Annotated in this window: 19 protein-coding genes; 14 read left to right on the top strand and 5 right to left on the bottom strand. The window is 58.0% G+C overall.

The features are described 5' to 3' along the window. The first annotated feature begins 90 nt into the window (after window positions 1-90). From dusB to AC2FLU_RS09225, 7 genes are all read left to right on the top strand, one after another. Window positions 91-1,074, top strand: coding sequence for a tRNA dihydrouridine synthase DusB (gene dusB / locus AC2FLU_RS09255; RefSeq protein ID WP_496811950.1), 984 nt, complete (start codon window positions 91-93; stop codon window positions 1,072-1,074). Next, window positions 1,071-2,159, top strand: a complete 1,089-nt coding sequence (locus tag AC2FLU_RS09250) for a two-component system sensor histidine kinase NtrB (protein ID WP_480473074.1) — start codon at window positions 1,071-1,073, stop codon at window positions 2,157-2,159. The genes dusB and AC2FLU_RS09250 overlap by 4 nt, the downstream gene beginning before the upstream one ends. Next, window positions 2,159-3,526, top strand: coding sequence for a response regulator (locus tag AC2FLU_RS09245; RefSeq protein WP_480473072.1), 1,368 nt, complete (start codon window positions 2,159-2,161; stop codon window positions 3,524-3,526). The genes AC2FLU_RS09250 and AC2FLU_RS09245 overlap by 1 nt, the downstream gene beginning before the upstream one ends. 123 nt (window positions 3,527-3,649) lie before the next feature. Beyond that, on the top strand, window positions 3,650-5,914 hold the full coding sequence (locus tag AC2FLU_RS09240) for a sensor histidine kinase NtrY-like (protein ID WP_480476753.1): 2,265 nt from the start codon (window positions 3,650-3,652) through the stop codon (window positions 5,912-5,914). Continuing rightward, window positions 5,911-7,320: a nitrogen assimilation response regulator NtrX gene (gene ntrX, locus AC2FLU_RS09235; protein ID WP_480473070.1), complete on the top strand. Its 1,410-nt coding sequence runs from the start codon at window positions 5,911-5,913 to the stop codon at window positions 7,318-7,320. Before AC2FLU_RS09240 ends, ntrX begins: the two co-directional genes overlap by 4 nt. 42 nt (window positions 7,321-7,362) lie before the next feature. After that, the gene (locus AC2FLU_RS09230) at window positions 7,363-7,956 is read left to right on the top strand and encodes a helix-turn-helix transcriptional regulator (protein ID WP_496715606.1); all 594 of its coding nucleotides are present in this window, start codon (window positions 7,363-7,365) and stop codon (window positions 7,954-7,956) included. A gap of 43 nt (window positions 7,957-7,999) precedes the next feature. Next, window positions 8,000-9,181, top strand: a complete 1,182-nt coding sequence (locus AC2FLU_RS09225) for an MFS transporter (protein WP_496715604.1) — start codon at window positions 8,000-8,002, stop codon at window positions 9,179-9,181. 26 nt (window positions 9,182-9,207) lie between these two features. Here the strand turns inward: AC2FLU_RS09225 and AC2FLU_RS09220 are convergent, their stop codons facing one another. Then, window positions 9,208-9,687, bottom strand: a complete 480-nt coding sequence (locus AC2FLU_RS09220; protein WP_480473064.1) for a hypothetical protein — start codon at window positions 9,685-9,687, stop codon at window positions 9,208-9,210. Window positions 9,688-9,783: 96 nt separating this feature from the next. Here AC2FLU_RS09220 and trkA point away from each other — a divergent pair, with 96 nt between their 5' ends. The 5 genes from trkA (at window position 9,784) to AC2FLU_RS09195 (ending at window position 14,670) form a co-directional block, all read left to right on the top strand. Beyond that, window positions 9,784-11,160: a Trk system potassium transporter TrkA gene (gene trkA / locus AC2FLU_RS09215; RefSeq protein ID WP_496811949.1), complete on the top strand. Its 1,377-nt coding sequence runs from the start codon at window positions 9,784-9,786 to the stop codon at window positions 11,158-11,160. Next, a complete protein-coding gene (locus AC2FLU_RS09210; protein ID WP_496808757.1) occupies window positions 11,160-12,698 on the top strand; it encodes a TrkH family potassium uptake protein in 1,539 nt (512 codons plus the stop codon). Before trkA ends, AC2FLU_RS09210 begins: the two co-directional genes overlap by 1 nt. A gap of 132 nt (window positions 12,699-12,830) precedes the next feature. Continuing rightward, a complete protein-coding gene (gene hfq / locus AC2FLU_RS09205; RefSeq protein WP_005982826.1) occupies window positions 12,831-13,070 on the top strand; it encodes an RNA chaperone Hfq in 240 nt (79 codons plus the stop codon). Next, on the top strand, window positions 13,070-14,341 hold the full coding sequence (gene hflX, locus AC2FLU_RS09200) for a GTPase HflX (RefSeq protein ID WP_480919641.1): 1,272 nt from the start codon (window positions 13,070-13,072) through the stop codon (window positions 14,339-14,341). Before hfq ends, hflX begins: the two co-directional genes overlap by 1 nt. 20 nt (window positions 14,342-14,361) lie before the next feature. After that, window positions 14,362-14,670, top strand: coding sequence for a putative quinol monooxygenase (locus AC2FLU_RS09195; RefSeq protein WP_480919640.1), 309 nt, complete (start codon window positions 14,362-14,364; stop codon window positions 14,668-14,670). 1 nt (window position 14,671) lies between these two features. On the opposite strand, the gene AC2FLU_RS09190 is transcribed toward AC2FLU_RS09195, so the two are convergent. The 4 genes from AC2FLU_RS09190 to hemB all read right to left on the bottom strand — a co-directional run bounded on the left by AC2FLU_RS09190 (window position 14,672) and on the right by hemB (window position 19,518). Beyond that, a complete protein-coding gene (locus AC2FLU_RS09190; protein ID WP_480517229.1) occupies window positions 14,672-15,067 on the bottom strand; it encodes a nuclear transport factor 2 family protein in 396 nt (131 codons plus the stop codon). A gap of 108 nt (window positions 15,068-15,175) precedes the next feature. After that, window positions 15,176-17,638, bottom strand: a complete 2,463-nt coding sequence (locus AC2FLU_RS09185) for a penicillin acylase family protein (RefSeq protein WP_496714366.1) — start codon at window positions 17,636-17,638, stop codon at window positions 15,176-15,178. Window positions 17,639-17,803: 165 nt separating this feature from the next. After that, entirely contained in the window at window positions 17,804-18,376 is a 573-nt protein-coding gene (locus AC2FLU_RS09180; RefSeq protein ID WP_480473050.1) for a lipid-binding SYLF domain-containing protein, read from the bottom strand. A gap of 143 nt (window positions 18,377-18,519) precedes the next feature. Further along, the gene (gene hemB, locus AC2FLU_RS09175) at window positions 18,520-19,518 is read right to left on the bottom strand and encodes a porphobilinogen synthase (RefSeq protein ID WP_480553669.1); all 999 of its coding nucleotides are present in this window, start codon (window positions 19,516-19,518) and stop codon (window positions 18,520-18,522) included. Window positions 19,519-19,637: 119 nt separating this feature from the next. On the opposite strand from hemB, the gene AC2FLU_RS09170 reads away from it, so the two are divergent. Further along, a complete protein-coding gene (locus AC2FLU_RS09170) occupies window positions 19,638-20,162 on the top strand; it encodes a component of SufBCD complex (protein ID WP_480486469.1) in 525 nt (174 codons plus the stop codon). Between the two features lie 21 nt (window positions 20,163-20,183). Continuing rightward, window positions 20,184-23,642 carry a transcription-repair coupling factor gene (mfd, locus tag AC2FLU_RS09165; RefSeq protein ID WP_480517223.1) on the top strand — a complete coding sequence of 1,153 codons (3,459 nt, stop codon included), beginning with the start codon at window positions 20,184-20,186 and terminating at the stop codon, window positions 23,640-23,642. Window positions 23,643-23,680 lie beyond the last annotated feature (38 nt).

Below are 23,680 nucleotides of genomic sequence, written 5' to 3'. Positions count from 1 at the left end.
GATGGTTCTACAGGCTTGTTGCGCGTCGTTTTGTTGTTCCTATGCGTAGAATTCGATATCGGAACTGCAGTTGCCCAAGGATTAAGCACGTTGACTTTGCGTTTCGCTGACAAACTCGTAACACCGCCGGTTTTGCTGGCCCCGATGGCCGGAATCACCGATCGCCCATTTCGGGATCTAGTTATGCGCTTCGGCGCCGGCATGGTCGTCAGTGAAATGGTCGCCAGTCAGGAAATGGTGCAGGCCAAACCCGGAGTGCGGGAGCGCGCCGAATTGTCTGCCGATGTGGAAAATACAGCTGTGCAACTGGCAGGGCGCGAGGCGCACTGGATGGCCGAGGCGGCGCGTCAGGTTGCTGATCGTGGGGCGCGGGTGATCGACATCAACATGGGGTGTCCCGCCAAGAAGGTTACAAATGGGTATTCCGGCTCGGCCCTGCTGAAAACACCAGACCATGCGCTGACGCTGATCGAGGCCGTAGTCAGTGCAGTTGACGTTCCGGTGACATTGAAAACCCGTCTGGGGTGGGATGACACCCTGCTGAATGCCCCTGAGGTCGCGCGCCGTGCACAAGACGCAGGCGTTCAGATGGTTACGATCCACGGACGCACGCGATGCCAGTTCTACAAGGGGCGCGCTGACTGGAGCGCGATCCGGGCCGTGAAACAAGCCGTGTCGATTCCGGTCATAGCGAACGGAGATATCACGGATACTGCCGCCGCGCGAACGTCGCTGACTCAGTCTGGTGCAGATGGGGTCATGGTCGGGCGTGGCGCGCAGGGTAAACCGTGGCTTTTGGCGCAGATCAGTCACGACCTCTACGGGGAGGATGCGCCGGATATTCCGGTCGGGAATGTCCTGATCGACATGGTGCGCGCGCATTATCAGGCGATGCTGGGATTTTACGGTGCCGATCTGGGCCTGCGTGTCGCCCGCAAGCATCTGGGATGGTACATGGATCAGGCCGCAACCCCTGCGCCGCTGCGCCGGGCAGTTTTGACGTCGCGAAGCACGGATGAAGTCCTGCGTCTGCTTGGGGACGCACTTGCCGATACGGGCGAGGTGGCGGCATGAATTCCAACGCCAACATCTGGAACTCATTGCCGGTTCCGGCCTTCATAATCGATGAAGAAGATCGCATCGCAGATGTGAATTCGGCGGGCGAGGGGTTTTTGAATGCCTCGCGCCGGTCGGTAATCGGGCATCCGGTATGGGACCAGATCGCCGTTGACGCACCGCTGGAGGAAGCATTCCTGCGCGCCCGTTCTCAAGGCACGCCACTGTTCGTAAACGATGTGGATGCTGGTTCGGGGAACCGTGCGCCGTTGCAATGTGCGTTGCAGATCGCGCCTCTGGTTGGGCATCCGGGGTCGATGATCATGATTATATCACCTCGTGAACTGGCGGGCCGGATGACCTTGGGCAACACGGTCAAGTCAGCGGCGCAGTCGGCGATTGGCATGGCCGAGATGCTGGCGCACGAAATTAAGAACCCACTGGCCGGGATTACCGGTGCAGCGCAACTGCTGAGCATGAATATTTCGCCACAGGATCTTGAACTTACAGACCTTATTGTGGCCGAAAGCCGAAGGATCGTGAAGCTTCTGGAACAGGTCGAGCAATTCGGCAACTTGCAGAAACCGGACCTCAGGCCGGTCAATATCCACGATGTACTGGACCGTGCAAGGCGGTCCGCGCTGCTGGGATTTGGCGCGGATATGACAATCATCGAGGATTACGATCCGTCATTGCCGCTGGCCTATGGCGATCCGGACCAGTTTCTTCAGGTGGTTCTGAACCTGCTGAAAAACGCATCCGAGGCCGCAGGGCCTCAGGGCGGAACAATCCGTCTGCGCACGTATTTCGAACATTCCTTCCGGCTGCGCAGAAGTGATGGGTCGGGTCACTCGCTGCCGTTGCAGATCGAGATCATCGATGACGGTCCAGGGCTGCCCGAGGATATCCGCGGTGACATTTTTGACCCGTTTGTGTCGGGCAAGGAAAACGGCACCGGTCTCGGGCTGGCGCTGGTCAGCAAGATCGTTTCCGACCATGACGGCTGGATTTCCGCCGATTCCGTGCCTGGCCGCACCGTTTTCAAACTGTCGCTGCGCCGCGCGCCGCGAGATGCAACAGAACACAAGAAGGAGAGCACCTGATGGATGGCACCGTACTGGTTGCGGATGACGACCGCACAATCCGCACCGTTCTGACTCAGGCGCTGACGCGGGCCGGATGCAAGGTGCACGCAACGTCTTCGCTAACCACCCTGATGCGTTGGGTCGGCGAAGGTAAAGGCGACGTGGTGATCTCGGACGTTGTCATGCCTGATGGCAATGGTCTGGAGATGCTGCCGAAGATCGCAAAGGATCGCCCTGGATTGCCGGTTATCGTGATTTCCGCACAAAACACGATCATGACCGCGATTCAGGCGGCTGAGGCAGACGCATATGACTATCTGCCCAAACCGTTTGACCTGCCGGATTTGATGAAACGCACGGCGCGGGCACTGGATCAGAAGCAGCGCGCACAGCCAGAACCCAAACAGGCAGGCGGTGAGCGTCCGGATGAGCTGCCTCTGGTCGGCCGCACGCCAGTCATGCAGGCCTTGTATCGGTTGGTCGCACGCGTGATGAACACCGACCTGCCGGTAATGATCTCGGGTGAAAGCGGAACGGGTAAATCGCTGATTGCCCGGGCAATTCACGACTTTTCGGATCGGCGTACATTACCCTTTGTCACAGTCACCGCAGCCGACCTAAGCGATTTGGAGGGCCCGGCCCGCGTGATGGCGCGGGTGCGTGGAGGTACGCTGCTGATAGATGAAATCGCAGATATCGGCGATGAAATTCAAGCCCGCGTGGTGCGTATGATGGATACGCCCGGCGATCATGCTCCGCGTTTCATGGCTACCAGCCAGACAAACTTGACCGATGGGATGGAAAACGGCCGTATCCGTCAGGACCTGTATTATCGTTTGTGCGGGGCGACGATCCACGTGCCATCGTTGCGCGAAAGGGTCGACGATATTCCGCTGCTGGCCGAACATTTTCTGGCCCGGGAAGAGAAGGAAAACGGAAACAAGCGGTGGCTCAGCTCTGATGCGGTGGAACTGGTGCGGCGCTATTCATGGCCGGGGAATGTGCGACAACTGGAAAACGCTGTTCGCCGTTTGGGGCTGACCAGCCGGGCAGATGAGATTTCAAAGGCCGAGGTGGAAATGGTGTTGGGCAGCCAGCCCGAAGCCGCACCGGTTCTGAGCGGTGGCGAACGTGAAAAGCTTTCAACTTCGGTCGAGCGTCATCTGCGACGGTATTTCGATCTGCACGGCAACATTTTGCCGCCACCGGGCCTTTATCAGCGGATTTTGCGTGAGGTTGAGGCTCCGCTAATCGAAATCGCACTGGATGCAACTGGTGGGAATCAGGCAAAATGTGCTGATTTACTGGGGATTAACCGAAATACGCTGCGAAAAAAGATTACTGACCTCGATATTCAGGTGACACGGCGTCGCAAACTGATGTAATATCGCCACACAAACCGTGGCATCCTGGCACCTGTCAGGAAAAGATCACGATATATGGCGGTAAGCCGCACAAGCGGCACATCAGGATGAGGGCAGACGGTGGCAACCCGAGCACAGAGCGGGATGATCCTATCGATTGGTCGATGGCGTAAATCACGGAAACTGCGCAATTTCGGCACCTTTGGGCTGGTCCTCTTGGGGCCAGTTCTGGCGCTTGCCACATATCTTGTCATTGGTCCCTTTGATCTTGGTGCGACCGCGCCGACATTGCGGCTGATTCTGCTAGCCGATCTAGTCTATGTTCTGGTCGTTGCGGCTTTGGTGCTCAGTCAGTTGGGTAGCCTGATTGCGGCCAGGCGGGCCAAGTCGGCGGGCTCGCGCCTGCATTTGCGCCTCATCGGGGCGTTTACGCTGCTCGCGCTGGTTCCGACCGTTACGGTCGCCATTTTTGCCGGCCTTACCGTGAATATCGGTCTGGAAGGCTGGTTTTCGGATCGCGTACGGCAGGTTGTCGGGTCCTCCCTGACGGCGGCAGAGGCTTATGAGCAGGAACATCGCAGTGGTCTGACGCAGGACGCAACCGTTCTGGCGCGGTTCCTGAACAACGCACGTTCGGTGGAGTTTTACATTTCTGATGCCGAACTCCGCGAGGTTCTGGCGCAGGGGCAGGCCCGGATTCAGCGCGGGTTGCGCGAGGCCTATGTCATCGACGGCACGGGCGAAATCCGGTCGCGCGGGGATCGGTCCTATCTGTTCAACTATGAGGCGCCAACAGCCGAGCAAATGACGGAAGCGGCAGAAAAGGGGCTGCTGATCATTGCTGACTGGCCAAACAGTGAATTCCGCGCGCTGGTCCCGCTTACCGCCTATCTGGACCGTTACCTGTATGTCAGCCGCGAAGTGGACGGGCAGTTGTTGACGCTGCTGGATGACACCAAGGAAACGGCGCAGTTCTATCAGCAGCTGGAAAGTGAACGGGGCAGGGTGTTGTTCGAATTCGGCCTGCTCTATCTCGGCTTTGCGCTGATCCTGATCCTGGCTGCGATGTCACTGGGGATGTGGTTTGCCGAACGGCTGTCGCGCCCGGTCGGACGATTGACCACGGCAGCACAGCGGGTCGGTGCCGGAGACTTGAGCGTTCAGGTCATCGAAGAGGCCAGCGACGACGAGATCGCGATGTTGGGCCGATATTTCAACCAGATGACCCGACAACTAAAAGGACAGCGGGACACGCTGCTGGAAAACACCCAGCAAATCGAAAGAAGGCGTCGCCTGTTTGATTCCGTGCTCAGTTCGGTCACATCCGGTGTTGTCGGCGTGGACCCGGATGGATGCGTTACCTTCGTCAACCGTTCGGCCGAGCGCTTGCTGGACTGGTCACGAGGCGAAGAACACCTGGCTATCGGCATTGCAGTTCCCGAGTTTCTGCCCTTGTTTGAAAGCCTCAAGGACAGCGGGCAGGAGGCTGTTCAGGGTGAGGTTAAGGTCACACGCAAGGGGCGGCTGGAAAACCTGCTGGTTCGCATGGCCATCCGTCGCGGAGAGGATGGCGGGCTGGAAGGCTATGTGGTTGCCTTTGACGATGTAACCGATCTGGTCAGCGCACAGCGAATGGCGGCGTGGGGGGACGTGGCCCGCCGCATTGCACATGAAATCAAGAACCCATTGACGCCGATCCAGCTCAGCGCAGAGCGCATCAAGCGCAAGTTCGCCCGCAAACTGGATGAGGAAGACAGCGGCAGCCTTGAGTCGATGACCGGCGTCATCGTGCGGCAGACTAACGACCTGCGGCGTATCGTGGATGAGTTTTCCAAGTTCGCACGGATGCCCGAACCCGTTCGACGAGAGGAAGACTTGGTTGAACTGGTGCGCGAAGCCGTTCTTTTGCAGCAGGCGGGACAGCCGGACGTACAGATTGACGCCGATCTGCCGCAGCAGCCGATCATGGCGGATGTAGATGCGACCATGCTCAACCAGGCATTGACCAACCTGATTAAGAACGCTGGGGAAGCTATTGTTACCTTGCAAGAAAAGGGCGCCCCGAGCAACCTGGTGCCACAGATCAAGGTGGCGGTATTAAGCGACAGTGCGGGTACGGTCATTACCATTGCAGACAATGGAATCGGTCTGCCGGAGGACCGGGCGCGTTTGTTTGAACCTTATGTTACGACACGCGACGAAGGGACCGGGCTGGGCCTTCCGATCGTCAAGAAAATTATAGAAGAGCATGGCGGCGCGCTGACCCTTGAGGACGCGCCCGTATTTGACGGGCAGGACCATTTTGGCGCAATGGCTGTGATCCGTTTGCCTGGGGCAGGTATGTCCCCAACCGTTGCGCCGCAGAAGCAGGCAATTAGAACCAACAAACTGAAAGCAGGCCAAAGATGAGCGACATTCTGATCGTAGATGACGAGCGCGATATTCGCGAGCTGGTGTCCGACATTCTGGAGGACGAAGGCTATTCAACCCGGCTGGCAGCCAACTCGGACGAGTGCATGGCGTCGATCAATTCCGAACCGCCGGGGCTGTTGATCCTGGATATCTGGCTGAAGGACAGCCGTATGGACGGGATTGATATCCTCAAGTCGGTAAAACGCGATAACCCGGATGTGCCGGTGGTGATTATTTCGGGCCACGGCAACATCGAAATCGCTGTTGCTGCTATCAAACAGGGTGCTTACGACTTTATCGAGAAGCCCTTTAACATTGACCAGTTGATGGTGGTGATCCGCCGCGCGATGGAGACGTCTCGTCTACGGCGCGAGAACGCGTCGCTGAAGCGGAAAGAGGTCAACAACTCCGACATGATCGGCAAATCCGCGTCGTTCCGGGCGATGCAGGGGCAGTTGGACAAGGTTACCAAGTCAAACGGTCGCGTCATGCTGCGCGGGCCTGCGGGTTCTGGAAAGGAAATTGCCGCGCGCTATATCCATGCCCACTCCAACCGCGCAAACGCTCCCTTCGTGACCGTCAACTGTGCCGGGATTGAGCCTGAGCGTGTGGAAGAAGTTCTGTTTGGCCGGGAATCGGCCGAACGTGGTGTGGAATCCGGATTGCTGGAAGAAGCCCACGGCGGCGTGGTCTATTTTGATGAAGTGTCCGACATGCCTTTGGGTACACAGTCCAAAATCCTGCGTGTGCTGGTGGATCAGCAATTCCAGCGCGTGGGTGGCTCGGACAAAGTGCGCGTGGATCTTCGGGTGATCTCATCGACCAACAAAGATCTTGATGATGAAATCGCGGCCGAGCGGTTCCGGGAAGAGCTGTATCACCGTCTGAATGTGGTTCCGATCACCGTTCCATCACTCGAGGACCGGCGCGAGGATATTCCGGTTCTGGCCCAGCATTTCATCGAAATGTGCAACGAAACCCAAGGGTTGCCTATGCGGGAGCTGTCGGACGAGGCGGTCGCTTTGCTTCAGACAATGACGTGGCCGGGTAACGTGCGCCAGCTGAAAAACTTGATCGAACGTGTTTTGATTCTGGGTGACGGCACCGGCCCAATTGAGGCGCGCGAGCTGCCAAGCGAAGAAGACAAGGCCGAAGAGTCGGGCCGCGTTGTCTTGTCGGGGGCGCTGGCCACTTTGCCGCTGCGCGAGGCCCGCGAAGCGTTCGAGCGTGAGTATCTGCTGACCCAGATCAACCGCTTTGGCGGCAATATCAGCCGCACCGCCAGCTTTGTCGGGATGGAACGCAGTGCGCTGCATCGCAAGCTAAAGTCGCTGGGTGTTGTGACCTCAAACAAATCCGGTGCGCGGGTCGCGCAAATCGACGAGCCCGAACCAGCAGAATGAGTCTGGGGTCATAGTTCACGGGCAGATGGATGTGTGGAAGGGATGGCGAGAACGGTGAACTCTGATCGGTCTGGCCGGTTCGTCGAAGGCTACCCGGCTTTTGGCAGGCGGTTAAAGCGACTTCGACGGTCGATCGGATTGAAACAAGCCGCGCTGGCAGAGGTTCTGGAGGTCGATCAGACCACGGTTTCCAGATGGGAAAACGGGATTCAGATTCCGACAACTGATCTGCAACACTCGGTGTTTGCTGCGCTGGCTCCTTTCAGGGCGGATGACAACGCGTTAAGACGGCTTGTCGTGAACTCGGCCGACTGCATCCATCTGGTTGAGGAGGCCAGCCATATGTGCCTGGCCTATTCCCGCCGGCGGGCGCGGGACTGGAAAACCACCCAACGGGCACTGCTTGGCGTGTCCCTCTGGCAATTTGCAACGGAAGAGATCCGGCAGGCTGAGGCCGAGCTACAGGACGAGGGGTGGTGGGATTTGCAAGCGCCCAACCCCAAGTCGTTTGTAACTTCCGAAGCGCGGCACGACCGTATCCGGATCAGCGCCGGACAGATCACCTGGGAACGGTTGTACCTGTCGGATGGAACGCCGGTTAGGCTGGTCAGTGGGGCACGGTCGGGACGCGCATAATTTATGCGTATTCCTGTGCGGTCGGGTGCAGTAGAACCGGGCTATGCCCCATCCATTACGCATCTTGTTACAGGTTTTGTTGCTTTGGCTTGCCGGGCTAGGTGCGGCGACCCAATTCGCCAAGATAGCGGTTCCTTTTGTTCAGGTCGCGGCCCTCTATCCTGCGCACGCGGATAAGATTGGCTGGCTTTTGTCAGTCATCAGCCTGATTGGCGCGATTCTTGGTGCATTGTCCGGCGCGATAGCGGGGCGGGTGGGGCCTGTCCGGTTGCTGATGTTTGGCTTGATCCTTGGCGGGGCGGTGTCCCTGTTTCAGGCCAGTATCCCCAGTTTAGGCCTGATGCTGGTCAGTCGCGTTGTCGAAGGGGTCTCTCATCTGGCCATCGTTGTCGCCGCGCCGACTCTGATTGCGCAAATCACGATTGGAAAATGGCGCAACGCGGCAATGGTTTTGTGGAGCAGTTTCTTTGGTGTCGCCTTTGCCCTGAACGCATGGCTTGGGCTTCCATTGATCGCTCAGGTCGGGCTGCCGGTTTATTTTGCTACCCATGGCGTTCTGATGTTTCTGATCGCCGTCCTGATCGTATCTTTCCGTCCCAACAGTGCATCGGCTTTGGTGAACAATCCTTTTTGGAGCGTTCGAACACTGATTGACATACACGTACAGACCTATCGCTCTGCATTTGTGTCGGCTCCGGCGCTCGGATGGTTCTTTTACACGCTGACCTTTGTCTCGCTGCTGGCCATTCTTCCGGGAAGATTGCCAGAAGATGTCAGTGCGATGATCGCAGGCTTGATGCCGTTGGCCGGGATCGTGATTTCCTGGCTTACCGTCCCAGTGTTGCTGAACGTTTGTTCTGGCGTATTCGTTGTTACCCTTGGTTTCGGGCTGTCTATCCTGACGATAGGCGCCCTGTTTCTTGGTGCCCCGTTGCCCGTTGTCTGCGTTGCGCTTTTTGCGGTGCTGGGGCTTGTTCAGGGCGGCAGCTTTGCAGCGGTACCGCAGTTGAACTCGACACCCGAAAACCAGGCGCTTAGCTATGGTGCGATGGCGCAGATGGGGAATGCGGGTAACCTTTTGGGCACACCTGTTTTGCTTGCAATTCTGTGGCGGACCAGTGAAGCAGGCATGTTGATTGCCGTGGTCGGGTTCTATGCTGTTGCCATGGCGCTGCATCTGTGGCTAGCCGCGCGGCGCAAACGCGCTTCGACCGAGCTGGATTGATCAAACATGCGGAACAGTGGTTTTTCTTATCCGGATTGCCCCGGTGTGATGATCTGAAACGACCCGTCATCGAATTTCACAAAGCATGAGGCACTGTTGAGGGGCGGCAATGTCGTTGTTCGCGCCAGTGGCACCCGTGATTTCACGTTTTGCTTGCAGGGCGGTAAGCTGACCGGACGAAATCCCTTCTCGGCCATGCATTGCGCCTCGACCGTGTTTCGCAGTCCCTGGTTGACATCGACGGTATAAACCCTGCCGGGTTGCCACCAGCCTGGGGATTGATAGCAACGACCCATGCCATCACAATACGTACGCCCAGGCCAATAAGTCGGCGGGCTTTGACGGATCTGATTGGCAACCGGCACCTCTTTTACCGCCCTAAGCTGGCACTGGGTGGTCTCTTTTTGCAGACGTGACACGGTTTCACCCTCACGATAGTAAAGCGAGAGTGGCCCACACGAGGACAGCACCATCAGGGGCACGAGCATAGGAAACAGCGTTTTCATATGCTTATCTTGCCGCAGCTGATCAGCGATGACAATTCAATTGACCGCTTTGGGGGCATCTGTCATTCAATCCTTTCAGGCAGAAGGGCCAGAAACATGAAGGTCATTATTTGCGGCGCGGGTCAGGTCGGCTGGCAGATTGCGCGGCACCTTTCGGGCGAATTGAACGATGTCACCGTTGTCGACAACAATCCCGATCTGGTACGGCGGGCGACCGAAACACTGGATGTGCAGGGGATCGCCGGGTTTGCAAGTTACCCCGATGTGCTTGAAAGGGCAGGCGCGCGCGATGCGGACATGATCATCGCTGCGACCCATTCGGACGAGGTGAACATGGTCACTTGCCAAATGGCGCATTCGGTCTTTTCGATCCAGCGCAAGATCGCGCGACTGCGGTCGAAATCCTATCTTGAAGCGATCCATTCGGACCTTTACCGGCGCGATCATCTGCCGATTGATGTGGTGATCAGCCCCGAACGCGAAGTGGCCGCAGCCGCGATGCGCCGCCTGTCGGCCCCGTCCGCCTTTGACACCGAGATTTTCATGGACGGCAAGGCGCAGCTTTTGGGAATTCGCGTTGATGAGGAGTGCCCGATCGTGAACACGCCCTTGCGGCAACTGACCGATTTGTTCTCGACGCTCAGTTCGATCGTAGTGGGGGTGCGTCGCGATGGAACGCTGTTTGCACCAGAATCCGAGGATCAGCTGTTTGTCGGCGACGAATGCTACGTCTTTACCAATGCAAAAGACGTGGATCGCACCATGGAGGTGTTTGGCAAGACCCAAAAGCGTCAGGATCGCGTGGTGATCGTGGGCGGCGGCAATGTCGGGCTTGAAGTGGCGCGAGCTCTGGAAGAGCAAAAAAGCCGCGTGCGCGCCAAAATCGTCGAGCGGGATCGCCGATGCGCCGAGATCGCCGCCGAGGCGCTGGAACGAACGATTGTGCTGCACGGTGATGGTCTGGATGCCAGTTTGTTGAGCGAGGCCGGTATCGACAGGGCAGATGCAATGCTGGCGGTTACGGATGATGACCGCACCAACATGCTGGCCGCTGTGCGGGCCAAGGCCGAGGGTTGCACGTTGGCGATTGCTTTGATCAATGATCCCAGCATGGTGGCGTTGATGGGACCTTTGGGGATCGACGCGTATATCAATCCGCGGGCAACCACCGTCAGTTCTATCCTGCGCCACATCCGTCATGGCCGGGTGCGACAGGTCTACTCGATCGGAGATGCTGAGGCCGAAGTGATCGAGGCCGAGGTTCTGTCAACCTCTCCCATGGCGGGGCAAAAGCTGCGCGATATCGATTTTCCCGAGGGCGTACTGGTTGGGGCCGTGCGCAAAGGGGATGAGGTGATGCGACCGACGGGCAGCCTCAGGATCGATGAAAAGGATGTCGTCGCGATTTTTGCCATGGCCAAGGACGTGCCTGAGGTCGAACGCCTGATGCAGGTTTCAATCGATTTCTTCTGATGGCGCATGCGGGGATACAACAGATCGGGCTATTGCGGCGGTTGCCGCTGTTTCTTCTGATCTGGGCTATTGCGTCACTGGCAATGTGGGTTCCGGCAGTTTACGCGCTGGCGCTGGATGATCACGACACATCCCGATCGTTTCTGTATTCCGGTATCATAGGGTTGTTTCTGGTCGCCAGTATCGCATTGGCCTCGTCCAATCGCGTGCCACGGCGTGGGACTTTGGGACAATTGGCGGTGATGCTCGCATGTTTCACCATTCTTCCCGTCTTTCTTGCAATTCCATTTCACGACGCGCTGGGAACGACCACATTCCTGAACGCTTACTTTGACATGGTTAGTGCCCTTACGACCACAGGGGCGGATCTGTTTCCGGATCCAGACCGCCTGACGGCCCCGCTGCACCTGTGGCGTGCCTTGGTTGGATGGATGGGCGGTTTGCTGATGTGGATTGCCGCCGCGGCAATCCTTGCGCCTTTGTCGCTAGGTGGGTTCGAGGTCACGGCACGCGGTCAGCCGGGTCGCCCGGTATCGGGTGTTGCGCAAAGCGAACGCGTTGATCCACGTGGCCGGCTGCTCCGTGTGGCAAAGGGACTGACCCCGGTCTATGCCGGGCTGACGGCAGTGATCTGGATCCTTCTTCTGATCGCTGGCGAAAATGGTCTGACGGCCGTTTGCCACGCAATGTCGGTCATGGCGACGTCGGGAATTTCTCCGGTGGGTGGTATGGAAGGCGCGCAAGCGGGATTCACGGGCGAGGCGATCCTGTTTCTGTTCCTGTTCTTCGCCCTTTCGCGCCTGACATTTTCGACCGACACGGCAACATCCGGTTATTCCCGACTGGATACGGACCCGGAGTTTCGCATTGGCCTGATGATTGTGCTGGCCGTTGCTGCGTTACTGTTCTTTCGCGTTATTGCAGGCGTTACGGAAATCGGCGGGCAAATCGAACCTTTGCAGGCATTGCAGGTCATCTGGGGTATGCTGTTCACTGTTCTGGCCTTTCTGACAACCGCCGGGTTTGAAAGCGCAAACTGGGATGATGCGCAGCAATTGTCTGGTCTGGGAACGCCCGGATTGTTGCTGATGGGGCTGGCGCTGATCGGTGGCGGGGTCGCCACTACGGCTGGCGGTGTCAAACTGCTGCGCGTTTTTGCCCTGTACCTGAATGGTGCGCGCGAGATCGACCGGTTGATCTATCCCTCGTCAGTCAGCGGGGTTGGAGGCGGTAACCGACGCATTCAAAGGGACGGCGCGTTTATCGCCTGGATTTTTCTAATGCTCTTTGCGCTGACATTGGCAGTGTTCAACCTTTTGCTGGCCGCTATGGGGGCCGGGTTCGAACAGGCCATGGTGCTCAGCGTCGCAACGCTCACCACGACGGGTCCGCTGATTGAACTGGCCACTGATGTTCCGATCCGGTTGATAGACCTGTCCGCAGGGGCCAAGCTGACCCTGTGCGCGGCGATGGTCATTGGCCGGCTCGAGACACTTGCGATCATCGCCCTGATCACTCCTTCGCTGTGGCGGGATTGAAGCGGTTGGGTCCGGCCGTTTTTTCTGCTTAATTTTTCGTCTGGAATATCTTTACGCGGCGCTCCATACTGAACCGGAGGGAGCGTGTTGGTCCGCAACGCGTGGCAAGAACAATGGCGAGATTATATAAATATGGCTTCGGACAGACAGAATCTTCAGGATGCCTTCCTGAACAATGTACGGAAAGCTAAGGTTCCGGTTACAATTTTCCTGATCAATGGCGTGAAATTGCAGGGTGTGATCACCTGGTTCGACAATTTCTGTGTATTGTTGCGCCGCGACGGACAGTCGCAGCTGGTGTACAAGCACGCGATTTCAACCATCATGCCATCACAGCCGATCAACCTGTATGAGGGCGAAGACGCCTCTTGATGGAACATGACCGGACGCGCACCCGGGCCTGGGTGCTGCATCCCGAAATCAAATCAGATGAACAGCGCCGCGTTCCCGAACCGGCGCTGGCCGAGGCGGTTGCGCTGGCCGCCGCTTTGCCCGATCTGGACGTGATCGGGTCTGAAATCGTACGCCTGCAACGCGCCCAGCCCGGCTATTTGTTTGGCAGTGGCAAGATCGAGGAACTGGGCGAGCGGCTTCGTGAGAACGAGGTTGAACTGGTTCTGATCGATGGGCCGGTGACCCCGGTTCAGCAGCGCAATCTGGAAAAGGCATGGAAGGTCAAGATCCTCGACCGGACCGGGCTGATCCTTGAGATTTTCAGCGACCGTGCGCGTACCCGCGAAGGGGTGTTGCAGGTCGAAATGGCTGCGCTCAGCTATCAGCGGACGCGGCTGGTGCGGGCCTGGACCCACCTTGAACGTCAGCGTGGCGGCTTGGGATTTGTCGGCGGACCTGGCGAGACCCAGATCGAAGCCGACCGTCGCGCCATTGACGAACAACTTGTGCGTCTGCGTCGCCAGTTGCAGAAAGTAGTCAAGACCCGCACGTTGCACCGTGCTGCGCGGGCCAAGGTGCCATATCCGATCGTTGCATTGGTTGGATATACCAATGCCGGGAAATCTACTCTGTTCAATCGGCTGACCGGGGCCGAAGTGTTGGCCAAGGACATGCTGTTTGCCACGCTGGATCCAACTATGCGCCGCGTGCAACTGCCCGATGGCCCGGAAGTGATCCTGTCGGATACGGTGGGTTTTATCTCGAACCTGCCGACCGAGCTTGTGGCGTCTTTTCGGGCCACGCTTGAAGAAGTATTGGGCGCTGATCTGATTGTTCACGTGCGTGATATCAGCCATGAGGAAACCGAAGCGCAGGCGCAGGATGTCGAAGCAATCCTGACCTCGCTTGGTGTCGACGAAGAACGCCCCCGGCTTGAGGTTTGGAACAAGACTGACTTACTGAGCGCCGAAGAAAAAGACGCTGCATTGGCAAGGGCGGATCGCGATCCGGCCATATTTGCCATCTCGGCAGTTACCGGCGAAGGCGTGACCCCTTTGCTTTCCGAGATTGCAGCAATCCTGCAAGGGGCCCGGCACGAGGATGTTCTGAACCTGACCTTCGCTGAAGGTAACAAGCGGGCGTGGTTGTTCCGACAGGATGTTGTACAATCCGAAGAGCAGACCGAAAAAGGGTTCCGTATTACTGTCCTTTGGACGGATAAACAGGCTGCTCAATTCGAAACACTATAGAAACGGCGAAGTGGCGGAACTTGTCTGACACATTGGATCAAAGAGTATTTCTGACCGGATTTATTGATGTCCCAGCGGATCGCCTTGAAGATGTGCGCGCCGCTCTGTCCACGCATATCGCCCTCACAAAGGCGGAAGAGGGTTGCCTGTCGTTCGATGTTGTCGAGGATCAGATCACACCCGGACGGTTCACTGTATCAGAGGTTTTTGTGAATCAGCGGGCATTTGATGCGCATCAGCGGCGGACGAAGGCATCCGAGTGGTTTCTGATTACGCAGGGAATACCGCGGAATTATGCGATAGAAACCGCGGGCAAAAAGACAACCTAAGTCATGTGCCGTAAAGTTGCCGCTGTATATCATCGGTGTCGAACCAGCCGACTGACGATTGTACAAGATGGTCAGGTGCAAGTTCCCATTCATCCCATCCGCGCGCGATAACATAGTTGCCGGTCTGGGCATGATGCCCTTCACGTGTCCAGACAAACAGGGCGTGAGAGCCAGCCCATCGCATCATGTCGCACCGCACTTCCAGATCCGGAAAATCGGCATAGACTTCTCGGGCCATTTCGGCAATCGCGGCACGCCCTTCGACAGGCTCACCCCGGTTGGTTGTGATCCGACCGTCCTGCGTGAAAAAACTGGCAACGGCATCGGCGTCACCTGAACTCCAGGCGATCGCGTAATCTCGGGCAAAGTTGTTCAGAGTATCCCGAATGCTGGCCATAGTTTCCCCCTGGTCCGAAACAGTTCGCCCGGTGATGGTAGGCGAAACTGCCGCGTGGCGTCCACGGTCCGGACAAAAAGGGGCGGGGACTCGCCGAAACCCCGTTGCTTAGCGTGGGATCAGATTGGTCACTCCGACAGCAGCGGCGCGGGCAAGGTCAAGGTCCAGCGACATGGGAATATATTCGCCACGCCGCCACAGCTGCGCCTGATCGTCGTAATAACGCGACAGGAAATGGCCCGATTGGCCGGTAGCCGTGATAAAGACCGAGCTGTTGGGATCGGCAAAGTCATACACACCGCGATACCCGGCTCCGTGCACGTTCTGAAACGGGTCGAGCCCTTCGCCCGACGTGCGCCCGCGCAGCAAGGTGTTGTCGCCGCCACTGGTCGATTGTCGAATGTTCACAAAATACCGAAGTATTGGCACGTTTCCCAGAACGGGGTGATCGTGGGTTGCCTGATGCGCATCACCCCAGCGTAGGGATTCAAGTGTGCTACCATAGCGTTCGGTGATCCAGATCAGCGCATCATCCAATGCAAGTCGAGCCATTTCGGTACAGGTTTCAATCGGCGCGCTTTGTCGTACATCGCACCAGACACCGGCGCCATCAATGTCACGATAGACCCGCTCGATGAACAAAGGCTCGACATGTTTGAATTCGCTGGCCAGCGGCCCCAGCTCGTCCGAGATCAGGCGGATCTGAAGGGCCCGCACCCAGGCTGCGTAGATCAGCGGTTCGGGCAGATGCTCGTTCATCTCGCCATTCCAGTCCGCCAGCAGCGACAGCGCAATCTGGCGCTGGCGCTCGGGCGTCCCTTCGGGGGCCGAGGCACCGGTATACCAAAGGTCAGCACCGATCAGTGGCAGTAGAGAGCGCGCGGTGAAACTGACGGTATCCAGTTGCGCTTCGATGAAACTGTCGCGGGTATGCACCTCACGCGATTGCATCAGGCGTTCCCAGCGATGCACGCGCTGAGTGTCTCCCCATTCGTAGGACACATGATCCGGGAACGGGCGGTTGATGATCTTGTTATTCGTGTTGCCTAGAACGCCGCCAGCAGGGGCCACAAATTCCGGGTTTTTGGTGTAGGGTAGGCGACCTTGCCAGCGGTTTGCTTCAATCCAGCCGGGTGTCGGAATGCGTCCGCGGCTCTGGTTTTGCAGATCACGCCGGGGCATGGCGCCAATCAGTTTCATCCCTATCGTCGTTTTGTCGACCAGTGACAGGTTCTGCGAAGGCGCAATGAATTGCCGCGCCACGGTTATGGCGTCCTGCACGTTGTCCGCGTTCATCAGGGCCATGGACGCCGACATCGAAGTGTCTTGCGGGCTGAGCGCAGTCCAGGACAAAGACGCAACATGGCCTGGCGGTGTGATAGTTTCCAGCTTGTAATCCGTTCCGGGCAAAACCGGCCCGTTTTCAGTCCAGCGCAACGTCAGTGTAACCGGAGCTTCCCCTTTGATTTCAATTATCGAAGGACGGGTCTTGAATTCCTGATAACCGTCCGGGGTCAGGTATTCTTCGGGGTTGTCCGGGTTCAGCTGCTCAATGTGAATGTCCTGATCGTCAAGGTAAGATGACGTCACCCCCCAACCCAACCGGTCACTACGGCCGGTCATGATTGTGGGAATACCAGGGATCGAGGCCCCAATGACGCTTCCCTTTGCCAGACCAAGATGTGCCAGATACCACACACCGGGGGCTGTGAAGCCCAGATGTGGGTCGTTGGCCAGCAACGTCCCACCGCTTGCCGAGCGCGAAGGCGCAGCAGTCCACGCGTTTGATGCGCCCGCCAACCCGCGTTTGGGAAGGGGTGACAGAGGTGTTTCGGGAAAACTCGTACCAGCGGCATAGCGTGGAAGGTTGGGAAACAGCGAAGCATATTCAGGCAGCGCGGCGATGCCGGGGCCGGGAACATCGGGCAGAATATCTGCCAGTCTGTCCGGATTGCTCAGCATCAAAGACGTCCGCGCCCGCAGAACCTCGTCGGTCAGGTGACCGGACAATTGCAGCGCCATGAGCTTGATCACGGCAATACTGTCGCCCGGTTGCCAAGGCGAGACGGGGGCATTGAACAGGAACATCTCTGGCGCGCCGCGCCCCAATGCCTCGTCGTTGATCTCGGCTAGGCGTGCGTTGACCCCGGCAGCATAAGCACGAAGGGCAGCCTTGGTATAATCGTCCTGTACCTCGACCGAGCGATGGGCAAGGCCGTACAGATCCAGCCGGCGCAACAGCTTGTCAACGCGCAGGGTGCGCGGGCCAAAGATCTCGGACAAGCGGCCCTGCGCGGTGCGGCGCATGACTGTCATCTGCCACAACCGATCCTGCGCGTGGGCATATCCAAGACCGAAAAACACATCCGGGTCATTTTGGGCCAGAATGTGCGGCACATTGGCGGTGTCGCGCACGATCTCAACCGGAGCGGTCAACCCGTTGACTTCAAGCGTCTGGTCATAATCCGGCAGGGATTGACTGGCCAGAAAATAGACGAGGCCCATTGCGGCGAGGATCAGCATGATCAGACCCGACACGATGCGCACCAGCCAGCGGAAAACAAGACCCATTACTGCCCCAAATTCTAGTACATGAAGGTTGCGCGGAGATTAGTGGATGGCGGGTCCAACCGAAAGAGGAACGCGGCGAGAACCTGCGCGGAAAGGATGAAAACAAACACCCCACCGCAGCATTCCGCTGTGATGGGGTTTGTCAGAAGAAGTGGGAAGCCCGAATTATGGGATAATTCGGGTATATTTCGTGCCTTCCACGGTCGCACCGATCTGAAGCCCAGCCTGTCCGAAGATGGCAGCCAGAACGGGCGATCGCAATGTCGTTGTGTCTGTCGACACGGAATCGCCCTGATCGCTGACCACATAGCCAATATCTGCTCCGGCTGTCCAACCACTGGAACGACGGAAATCGTTCAGGGCGTCTTCGGTCATGAAAAACAGGACATGCGCATATTGCTGCGCGCCGATCTGTAGCCCGGCCGTGCCCTTGACCGCCGAGTAGAAGTCAACTGTTGCACCGCTGATGCGCAGCGCGCCGCGGCCGTAACCGCCACCGAACACGAAACCGGCTTCGGTAATCAGCGGCATGACCAGCATGCCGTTGGCCTTGTTCGCAATTTCAACCGTGTTGGGATAGCGGCTGTACATCTCGGTCAGCGTGGCGTCGACACGGGCATCGATTGTTGCAGCGTTGGAATTGCCGACGCCGTTGCCACAGGCGGCGGTCAAGCTCAGACCTGCCATGCCCAAGGCAAAGCCGCGACGATTCAGTCGGGGGGAATTGGAACTGCTCATGGTTTTTTATCTCTGTAACTGTGCCTGAAATGCCGGGTGATCCCGGTCTTGGCGGCAAGGATACGCCGATCAGGGCGATGTGTCACGGGAAAGCTGCCCGATCGGGAAATCTTATCGGCGAAATATCGCGAAACTTGCGGGCTTTATCCCTGCAGGATGCGCGCAACCTGAGGAGAGAAATAGGTCAGAATTCCATCGCATCCGGCGCGTTTGAAGGCCAGAAGGCTTTCCAGCATCACCTTCTCGCCATCGATCCAGCCGTTCTGGGCTGCGGCCTGAACCATCGCGTATTCGCCCGATACCTGATAGGCATATGTCGGCGCACCGAAACTGTCTTTCACGCGGCGGCAGATATCCAGATAAGGCATGCCCGGCTTGATCATCACCATATCGGCGCCTTCAGTCAGATCGCGTTCGATCAGGCGCAGGGCCTCGTCCGAGTTCGCGGGGTCCATCTGGTAGGTCTTTTTGTCGCCCGTCAGGGCCCCCGATGCACCGACTGCGTCGCGGAAGGGTCCGTAGAACGCACTGGCATATTTGGCGGCATAGCTGAGGATCATCACGTTGTGATGGCCCGCACGTTCCAGCGCGCGACGCATTTCCCCGATCCGGCCGTCCATCATGTCCGACGGGCCGATGATATCCGCACCGGCGTCTGCCTGTGCCAGTGTCATCTTTACCAGCGCCTCGACGGTCTGGTCGTTCACGATTTCTCCATCAACGACATATCCGTCGTGGCCGTTGATGTTATACGGGTCAAGCGCCACATCCGTCATTACGGCGACGTCTGGGGCCGCCGCCTTGATTGCCCGGATGGCCCGGTTTGACAGGTTGTCGGGGTTCCATGCCTCGGCGCAGTCTTCGGTTTTCAGCGCTGGGTCGGTGTAGGGAAAGATGCAAATTGCAGGAATCCCAAGGGCCTGGGCCTCGACCGCCGCTTTGGCAATCAGGTCAACCGATCTGCGAACCACACCAGGCATCGAGGGCACGGGCTCTTCAATACCTTCGCCATCGCGCACGAAAACCGGCCAGATCAGGTCATCCGTTGTCAGAGTGTTCTCACGCACCAGCGCACGAATTGCCTGTGATTGACGGGCTCGGCGAAAGCGGGTCATGGGAAATGGGGCAATGGTCGGTTTCATGGCGCGTTCTCCTTGAACATTCGTGCATTGGGTGGCATGAATTCACAAAGGTCTCAAGGGTATCAATGGACGCGCGCCTAGATGGAACCCCCCTGAGTAGTGCGAATAAAGGGTTGGGTTTGGACTGGTACTCTTCGATCTTTGAACTCATCGACATGCGCAGCTTTTCGAATCTGTGGTTCTGGATCGTACTGGCGGTACTCTGGTCGTCTGCCAGCCACTGGGTGATGGGCATCCCATATGATCTGGTTGTTCGTGCCCGCCGGATCGGAGGTCAGGTCGAAACCGATCTGCTCGACATCGTTCGCATCCATACAAATCGGATTCTGCTGATCGTCGACATGTCTGGCACCATCCTTTTGGCGTTTGGGTGTTTTCTGTTCACCGGGATGGCCACGCTTGGGTTTTATTATGATGTCGAGTTCGCGCAGGCCCTGTTTTTGCTTTTGTTCCCAATGACCTTGGTGCTTTTAGTGAATATCGTGCATGCAAGGCGTCTCCGGCGGCAGGAATTGACACTCGAAACTGTCTCGAAAACGATTTCCCGCTGCCGTCTGTATACCCAGATCATCGGCATGATCTCGATACTGGTCACTTCGTTCTGGGGCATGTATCAGAACCTTTCGATTGGCGTTCTGGGATAGAAGATTCTGAAAGGCGAGGCGATGAAGGCTCCGAACCACGTGACAGTTGGCGGCGCCCCCGAAGGGTTTGACGCGCAGCTGGTGCTGAACGAGATCGCCCGCAGCAGGGGGCCGGTGGCCCATGTCGCACGCGATGACAAGCGGATGGAAGCGATGCGCGCTGCACTGGCGTTCTTTGCGCCTCAGATGCCTGTCTTTGTGTTTCCGGGTTGGGATTGCCTACCTTATGACCGGGTCTCGCCTAATGCGGATATCTCGGCGGCGCGCGTCGCTACTCTGGCGGCGCTGGTCCACCAGATGCCCCAACAGTATGTATTACTGACCACGCTGAACGCCGCGACCCAACGCGTCCCGGCACGGGAGGTTTTGCGAGAGGCGGCGTTTACTGCCCGAGTTGGCCATCGCATAGATGAAACCGCTCTGCGAAACTTTCTGGTGCGTATGGGGTTCACACAAAGTCCAACGGTGATGGAACCCGGCGATTACGCCATCCGTGGCGGCATCATCGACATCTTCCCTCCGGGAGAGGCGGGCCCGGTTCGGCTGGACCTGTTCGGTGACGTCCTGGACGGCGCGCGCCGCTTTGATCCGGCGTCCCAGCGAACAACCGAAAAGCTGGACATCGTTGAACTTGCACCGGTGTCCGAAGTCATCCTGGACGAGGCCGCCATAACCCGGTTCCGTCAGAACTATCGCATCGAGTTTGGTGCCGCCGGTACGGATGACCCTTTGTATGAGGCCGTAAGCGCAGGCCGCAAACATCAGGGGATCGAACACTGGCTGCCGTTCTTCCACGAAAAACTGGAGACACTGTTCGACTACTTGCCGGATGCGGTGATCACTGTCGATGATCAGGTGACGCCCGCGCGTCTGGCGCGTTGGGATACGATTGCCGATCAGTACGAGACCCGACGACTGGCGCTGGAAAACCGATCTCGCATGGACACGGTCTATAAACCCACACCTCCGGGGTTGTTGTATCTTGACGATACCGCCTGGGAGGCGGCTGTCGCGGATCGTCGGGTTTTGCAGTTCAGCCCGCTGCCGCAAGCCTCTGGCCCCGGTGTCATCGACGCGGGTGGGCGCATCGGGCGCAACTTTGCGCCGGAACGCCAGCAGGAAAGCATCAGCCTGTTCGGTGCTTTGGCCAGTCACATCACTGCAAAGCTCGACAAAGGACCGGTGCTGATCGCCTCATATTCCGATGGCGCGCGGGAACGCCTGACCGGCCTGATCGAAGACGAAGGGCTGGCCGAGGCGATACATGTGGCTAACGGCACCCGCATTGGAAAACGCGGCTTGCACCTTGCAGTCTGGGCGTTGGAGCACGGGTTCGAAACTCCTGATCTAACGGTGATCGCTGAACAGGATGTGCTGGGCGACCGGCTGATCCGTCAGCCCAAAAAGCGCCGCAAGGCCGAAAACTTTCTGACCGAAACCCAGTCGCTCAGCCCCGGTGATCTGGTTGTTCACGTGGATCACGGTATAGGTCGTTACATGGGAATGGAGGTCGTCACCGCAGCCGGTGCCGCCCATGAATGCCTGTTGCTGGAATATGCCGAGCAGGCAAAGCTGTACCTGCCGGTCGAAAACATAGAATTGCTTTCGAAATACGGCCATGACGAAGGTCTGCTGGACCGTTTGGGTGGCGGTGCATGGCAGGCAAAGAAGGCCAAGCTGAAAGAGCGCATCCGCGAGATGGCGGATAAGCTGATCCGCATCGCCGCTGAACGTGCATTACGTAAAGCCCCGGTCATGGATCCACCGCCCCACGCGTGGGAGGAATTCAGCGCGCGATTCCCATATCAGGAAACCGAAGACCAGTTGCGGGCGATCTCGGATGTGATGGAGGACATCCATTCCGGCGCGCCGATGGATCGTCTGATCTGCGGTGATGTCGGATTTGGAAAGACCGAGGTTGCCATGCGTGCCGCATTTGTCGCCGCCATGTCGGGCGTTCAGGTTGCGGTTGTGGCACCCACGACCCTGCTGGCCCGCCAGCATGCCGCGAGTTTCAGGGAACGCTTTCGGGGGTTCCCGCTGGAGGTCCGGCAATTGTCACGCTTTGTTTCGGCGAAAGAAGCCCAGCAAACCCGTGACGGTCTGGCCCGCGGGACAGTGGACATCGTGATCGGAACGCACGCGCTTTTGGCCAAGAACATACGGTTCAACAATTTGGGGCTTCTGATCATCGACGAGGAACAGCATTTTGGCGTGGGTCATAAGGAACGGCTGAAACAGCTGCGCTCAGACATTCACGTGCTGACCCTGACCGCGACACCGATCCCGCGAACGCTGCAACTGTCGTTGACCGGCGTGCGCGATTTGTCGATTATCGGCACGCCTCCAATCGACCGACTGGCGATCCGTACCTATGTCAGCGAGTTCGATGCCGTTACAATCCGAGAAGCGCTGCTGCGTGAACACTATCGTGGGGGGCAGAGTTTCTATGTTGTACCGCGCATCTCGGACCTGCCTGAGATCGAAGAATTTCTGAAAAATCAACTGCCTGAGCTCACTTACGTGGTTGCCCATGGCCAGATGGCAGCGGGTGAGCTCGATGATCGGATGAACGCGTTTTATGACGGGAAATTCGACGTGCTGCTGGCCACAACCATTGTCGAAAGCGGGCTGGACATCCCGACCGCAAACACGATGGTCGTGCACCGTGCGGACATGTTTGGCCTTGCCCAGCTCTATCAGATCCGGGGTCGCGTTGGGCGCTCGAAAACCCGTGCCTATGCTTTCCTGACCACCAAACCGCGCCAGAAACTGACCGCTGCCGCCGAAAAACGCCTGCGTGTTCTGGGCTCGCTGGACACGTTGGGGGCCGGGTTCACTCTGGCCTCGCAGGATCTTGACATTCGTGGTGCGGGCAACCTGTTGGGTGAAGAACAATCCGGCCAGATGCGCGATGTGGGCTATGAGCTTTACCAATCCATGCTGGAAGAGGCGATTGCCAAGATCAAAGCCGGCGAGATGGAGGGGTTGTCGGATGCGGACGATCAATGGGCTCCGCAGATCAATCTGGGTGTGCCGGTTCTGATCCCTGAGAACTATGTACCAGATCTGGATGTGCGCTTGGGGCTCTATCGCCGCCTGTCGTCTCTATCGACAAAGGTCGAACTGGAGGGCTTTGCTGCGGAATTGATCGACCGTTTTGGCAAATTGCCGAAAGAGGTGAATACCTTGATGCTGGTTGTGCGGATCAAGGCCATGTGTAAACGCGCCGGGATCGCAAAGCTCGACGGTGGGCCGAAAGGTGCGACCATCCAGTTCCACAATGACAAATTCGCCTCGCCGCAGGGACTGGTTGAGTTCATTCAAAATCAACGTGGTATGGCCAAGGTCAAAGACAACAAGATCGTCGTGCGCCGGGACTGGAAAAAAGACAGTGACAAGATCAAAGGGGCTTTTGCAATTGCCCGGGATCTCGCTGAAAAAGTGGTCGCGGCGCAAAAAAAGGTCAAAGCAGGTTGAGATGTGAGAGGGGGCTCTGCCCCCGCTGCGCGTTCCGC

It is taken from the genome of Ruegeria sp. SAZD013, from assembly GCF_059612525.1.
The sequence above is the reverse complement of the archived record's forward strand: the minus strand, read 5'-3'. Positions and strand labels throughout refer to the sequence as shown.

What these genes read in the sequence shown, in the direction of transcription:
- trkA (WP_496811949.1), top strand. Translation starts at nt 9,784, where the DNA reads ATGAAGGTCATTATTTGCGGCGCGGGTCAGGTCGGCTGGCAGATTGCG.
- mfd (WP_480517223.1), top strand. Translation starts at nt 20,184, where the DNA reads ATGAAGGCTCCGAACCACGTGACAGTTGGCGGCGCCCCCGAAGGGTTT.
- AC2FLU_RS09220 (WP_480473064.1), bottom strand. Translation starts at nt 9,687, where the DNA reads ATGAAAACGCTGTTTCCTATGCTCGTGCCCCTGATGGTGCTGTCCTCG.
- AC2FLU_RS09210 (WP_496808757.1), top strand. Translation starts at nt 11,160, where the DNA reads ATGGCGCATGCGGGGATACAACAGATCGGGCTATTGCGGCGGTTGCCG.
- AC2FLU_RS09185 (WP_496714366.1), bottom strand. Translation starts at nt 17,638, where the DNA reads ATGGGTCTTGTTTTCCGCTGGCTGGTGCGCATCGTGTCGGGTCTGATC.
- AC2FLU_RS09245 (WP_480473072.1), top strand. Translation starts at nt 2,159, where the DNA reads ATGGATGGCACCGTACTGGTTGCGGATGACGACCGCACAATCCGCACC.
- AC2FLU_RS09240 (WP_480476753.1), top strand. Translation starts at nt 3,650, where the DNA reads ATGATCCTATCGATTGGTCGATGGCGTAAATCACGGAAACTGCGCAAT.
- ntrX (WP_480473070.1), top strand. Translation starts at nt 5,911, where the DNA reads ATGAGCGACATTCTGATCGTAGATGACGAGCGCGATATTCGCGAGCTG.
- AC2FLU_RS09225 (WP_496715604.1), top strand. Translation starts at nt 8,000, where the DNA reads ATGCCCCATCCATTACGCATCTTGTTACAGGTTTTGTTGCTTTGGCTT.
- AC2FLU_RS09230 (WP_496715606.1), top strand. Translation starts at nt 7,363, where the DNA reads ATGGCGAGAACGGTGAACTCTGATCGGTCTGGCCGGTTCGTCGAAGGC.
- AC2FLU_RS09180 (WP_480473050.1), bottom strand. Translation starts at nt 18,376, where the DNA reads ATGAGCAGTTCCAATTCCCCCCGACTGAATCGTCGCGGCTTTGCCTTG.
- AC2FLU_RS09190 (WP_480517229.1), bottom strand. Translation starts at nt 15,067, where the DNA reads ATGGCCAGCATTCGGGATACTCTGAACAACTTTGCCCGAGATTACGCG.
- hfq (WP_005982826.1), top strand. Translation starts at nt 12,831, where the DNA reads ATGGCTTCGGACAGACAGAATCTTCAGGATGCCTTCCTGAACAATGTA.
- hflX (WP_480919641.1), top strand. Translation starts at nt 13,070, where the DNA reads ATGGAACATGACCGGACGCGCACCCGGGCCTGGGTGCTGCATCCCGAA.
- hemB (WP_480553669.1), bottom strand. Translation starts at nt 19,518, where the DNA reads ATGAAACCGACCATTGCCCCATTTCCCATGACCCGCTTTCGCCGAGCC.
- AC2FLU_RS09250 (WP_480473074.1), top strand. Translation starts at nt 1,071, where the DNA reads ATGAATTCCAACGCCAACATCTGGAACTCATTGCCGGTTCCGGCCTTC.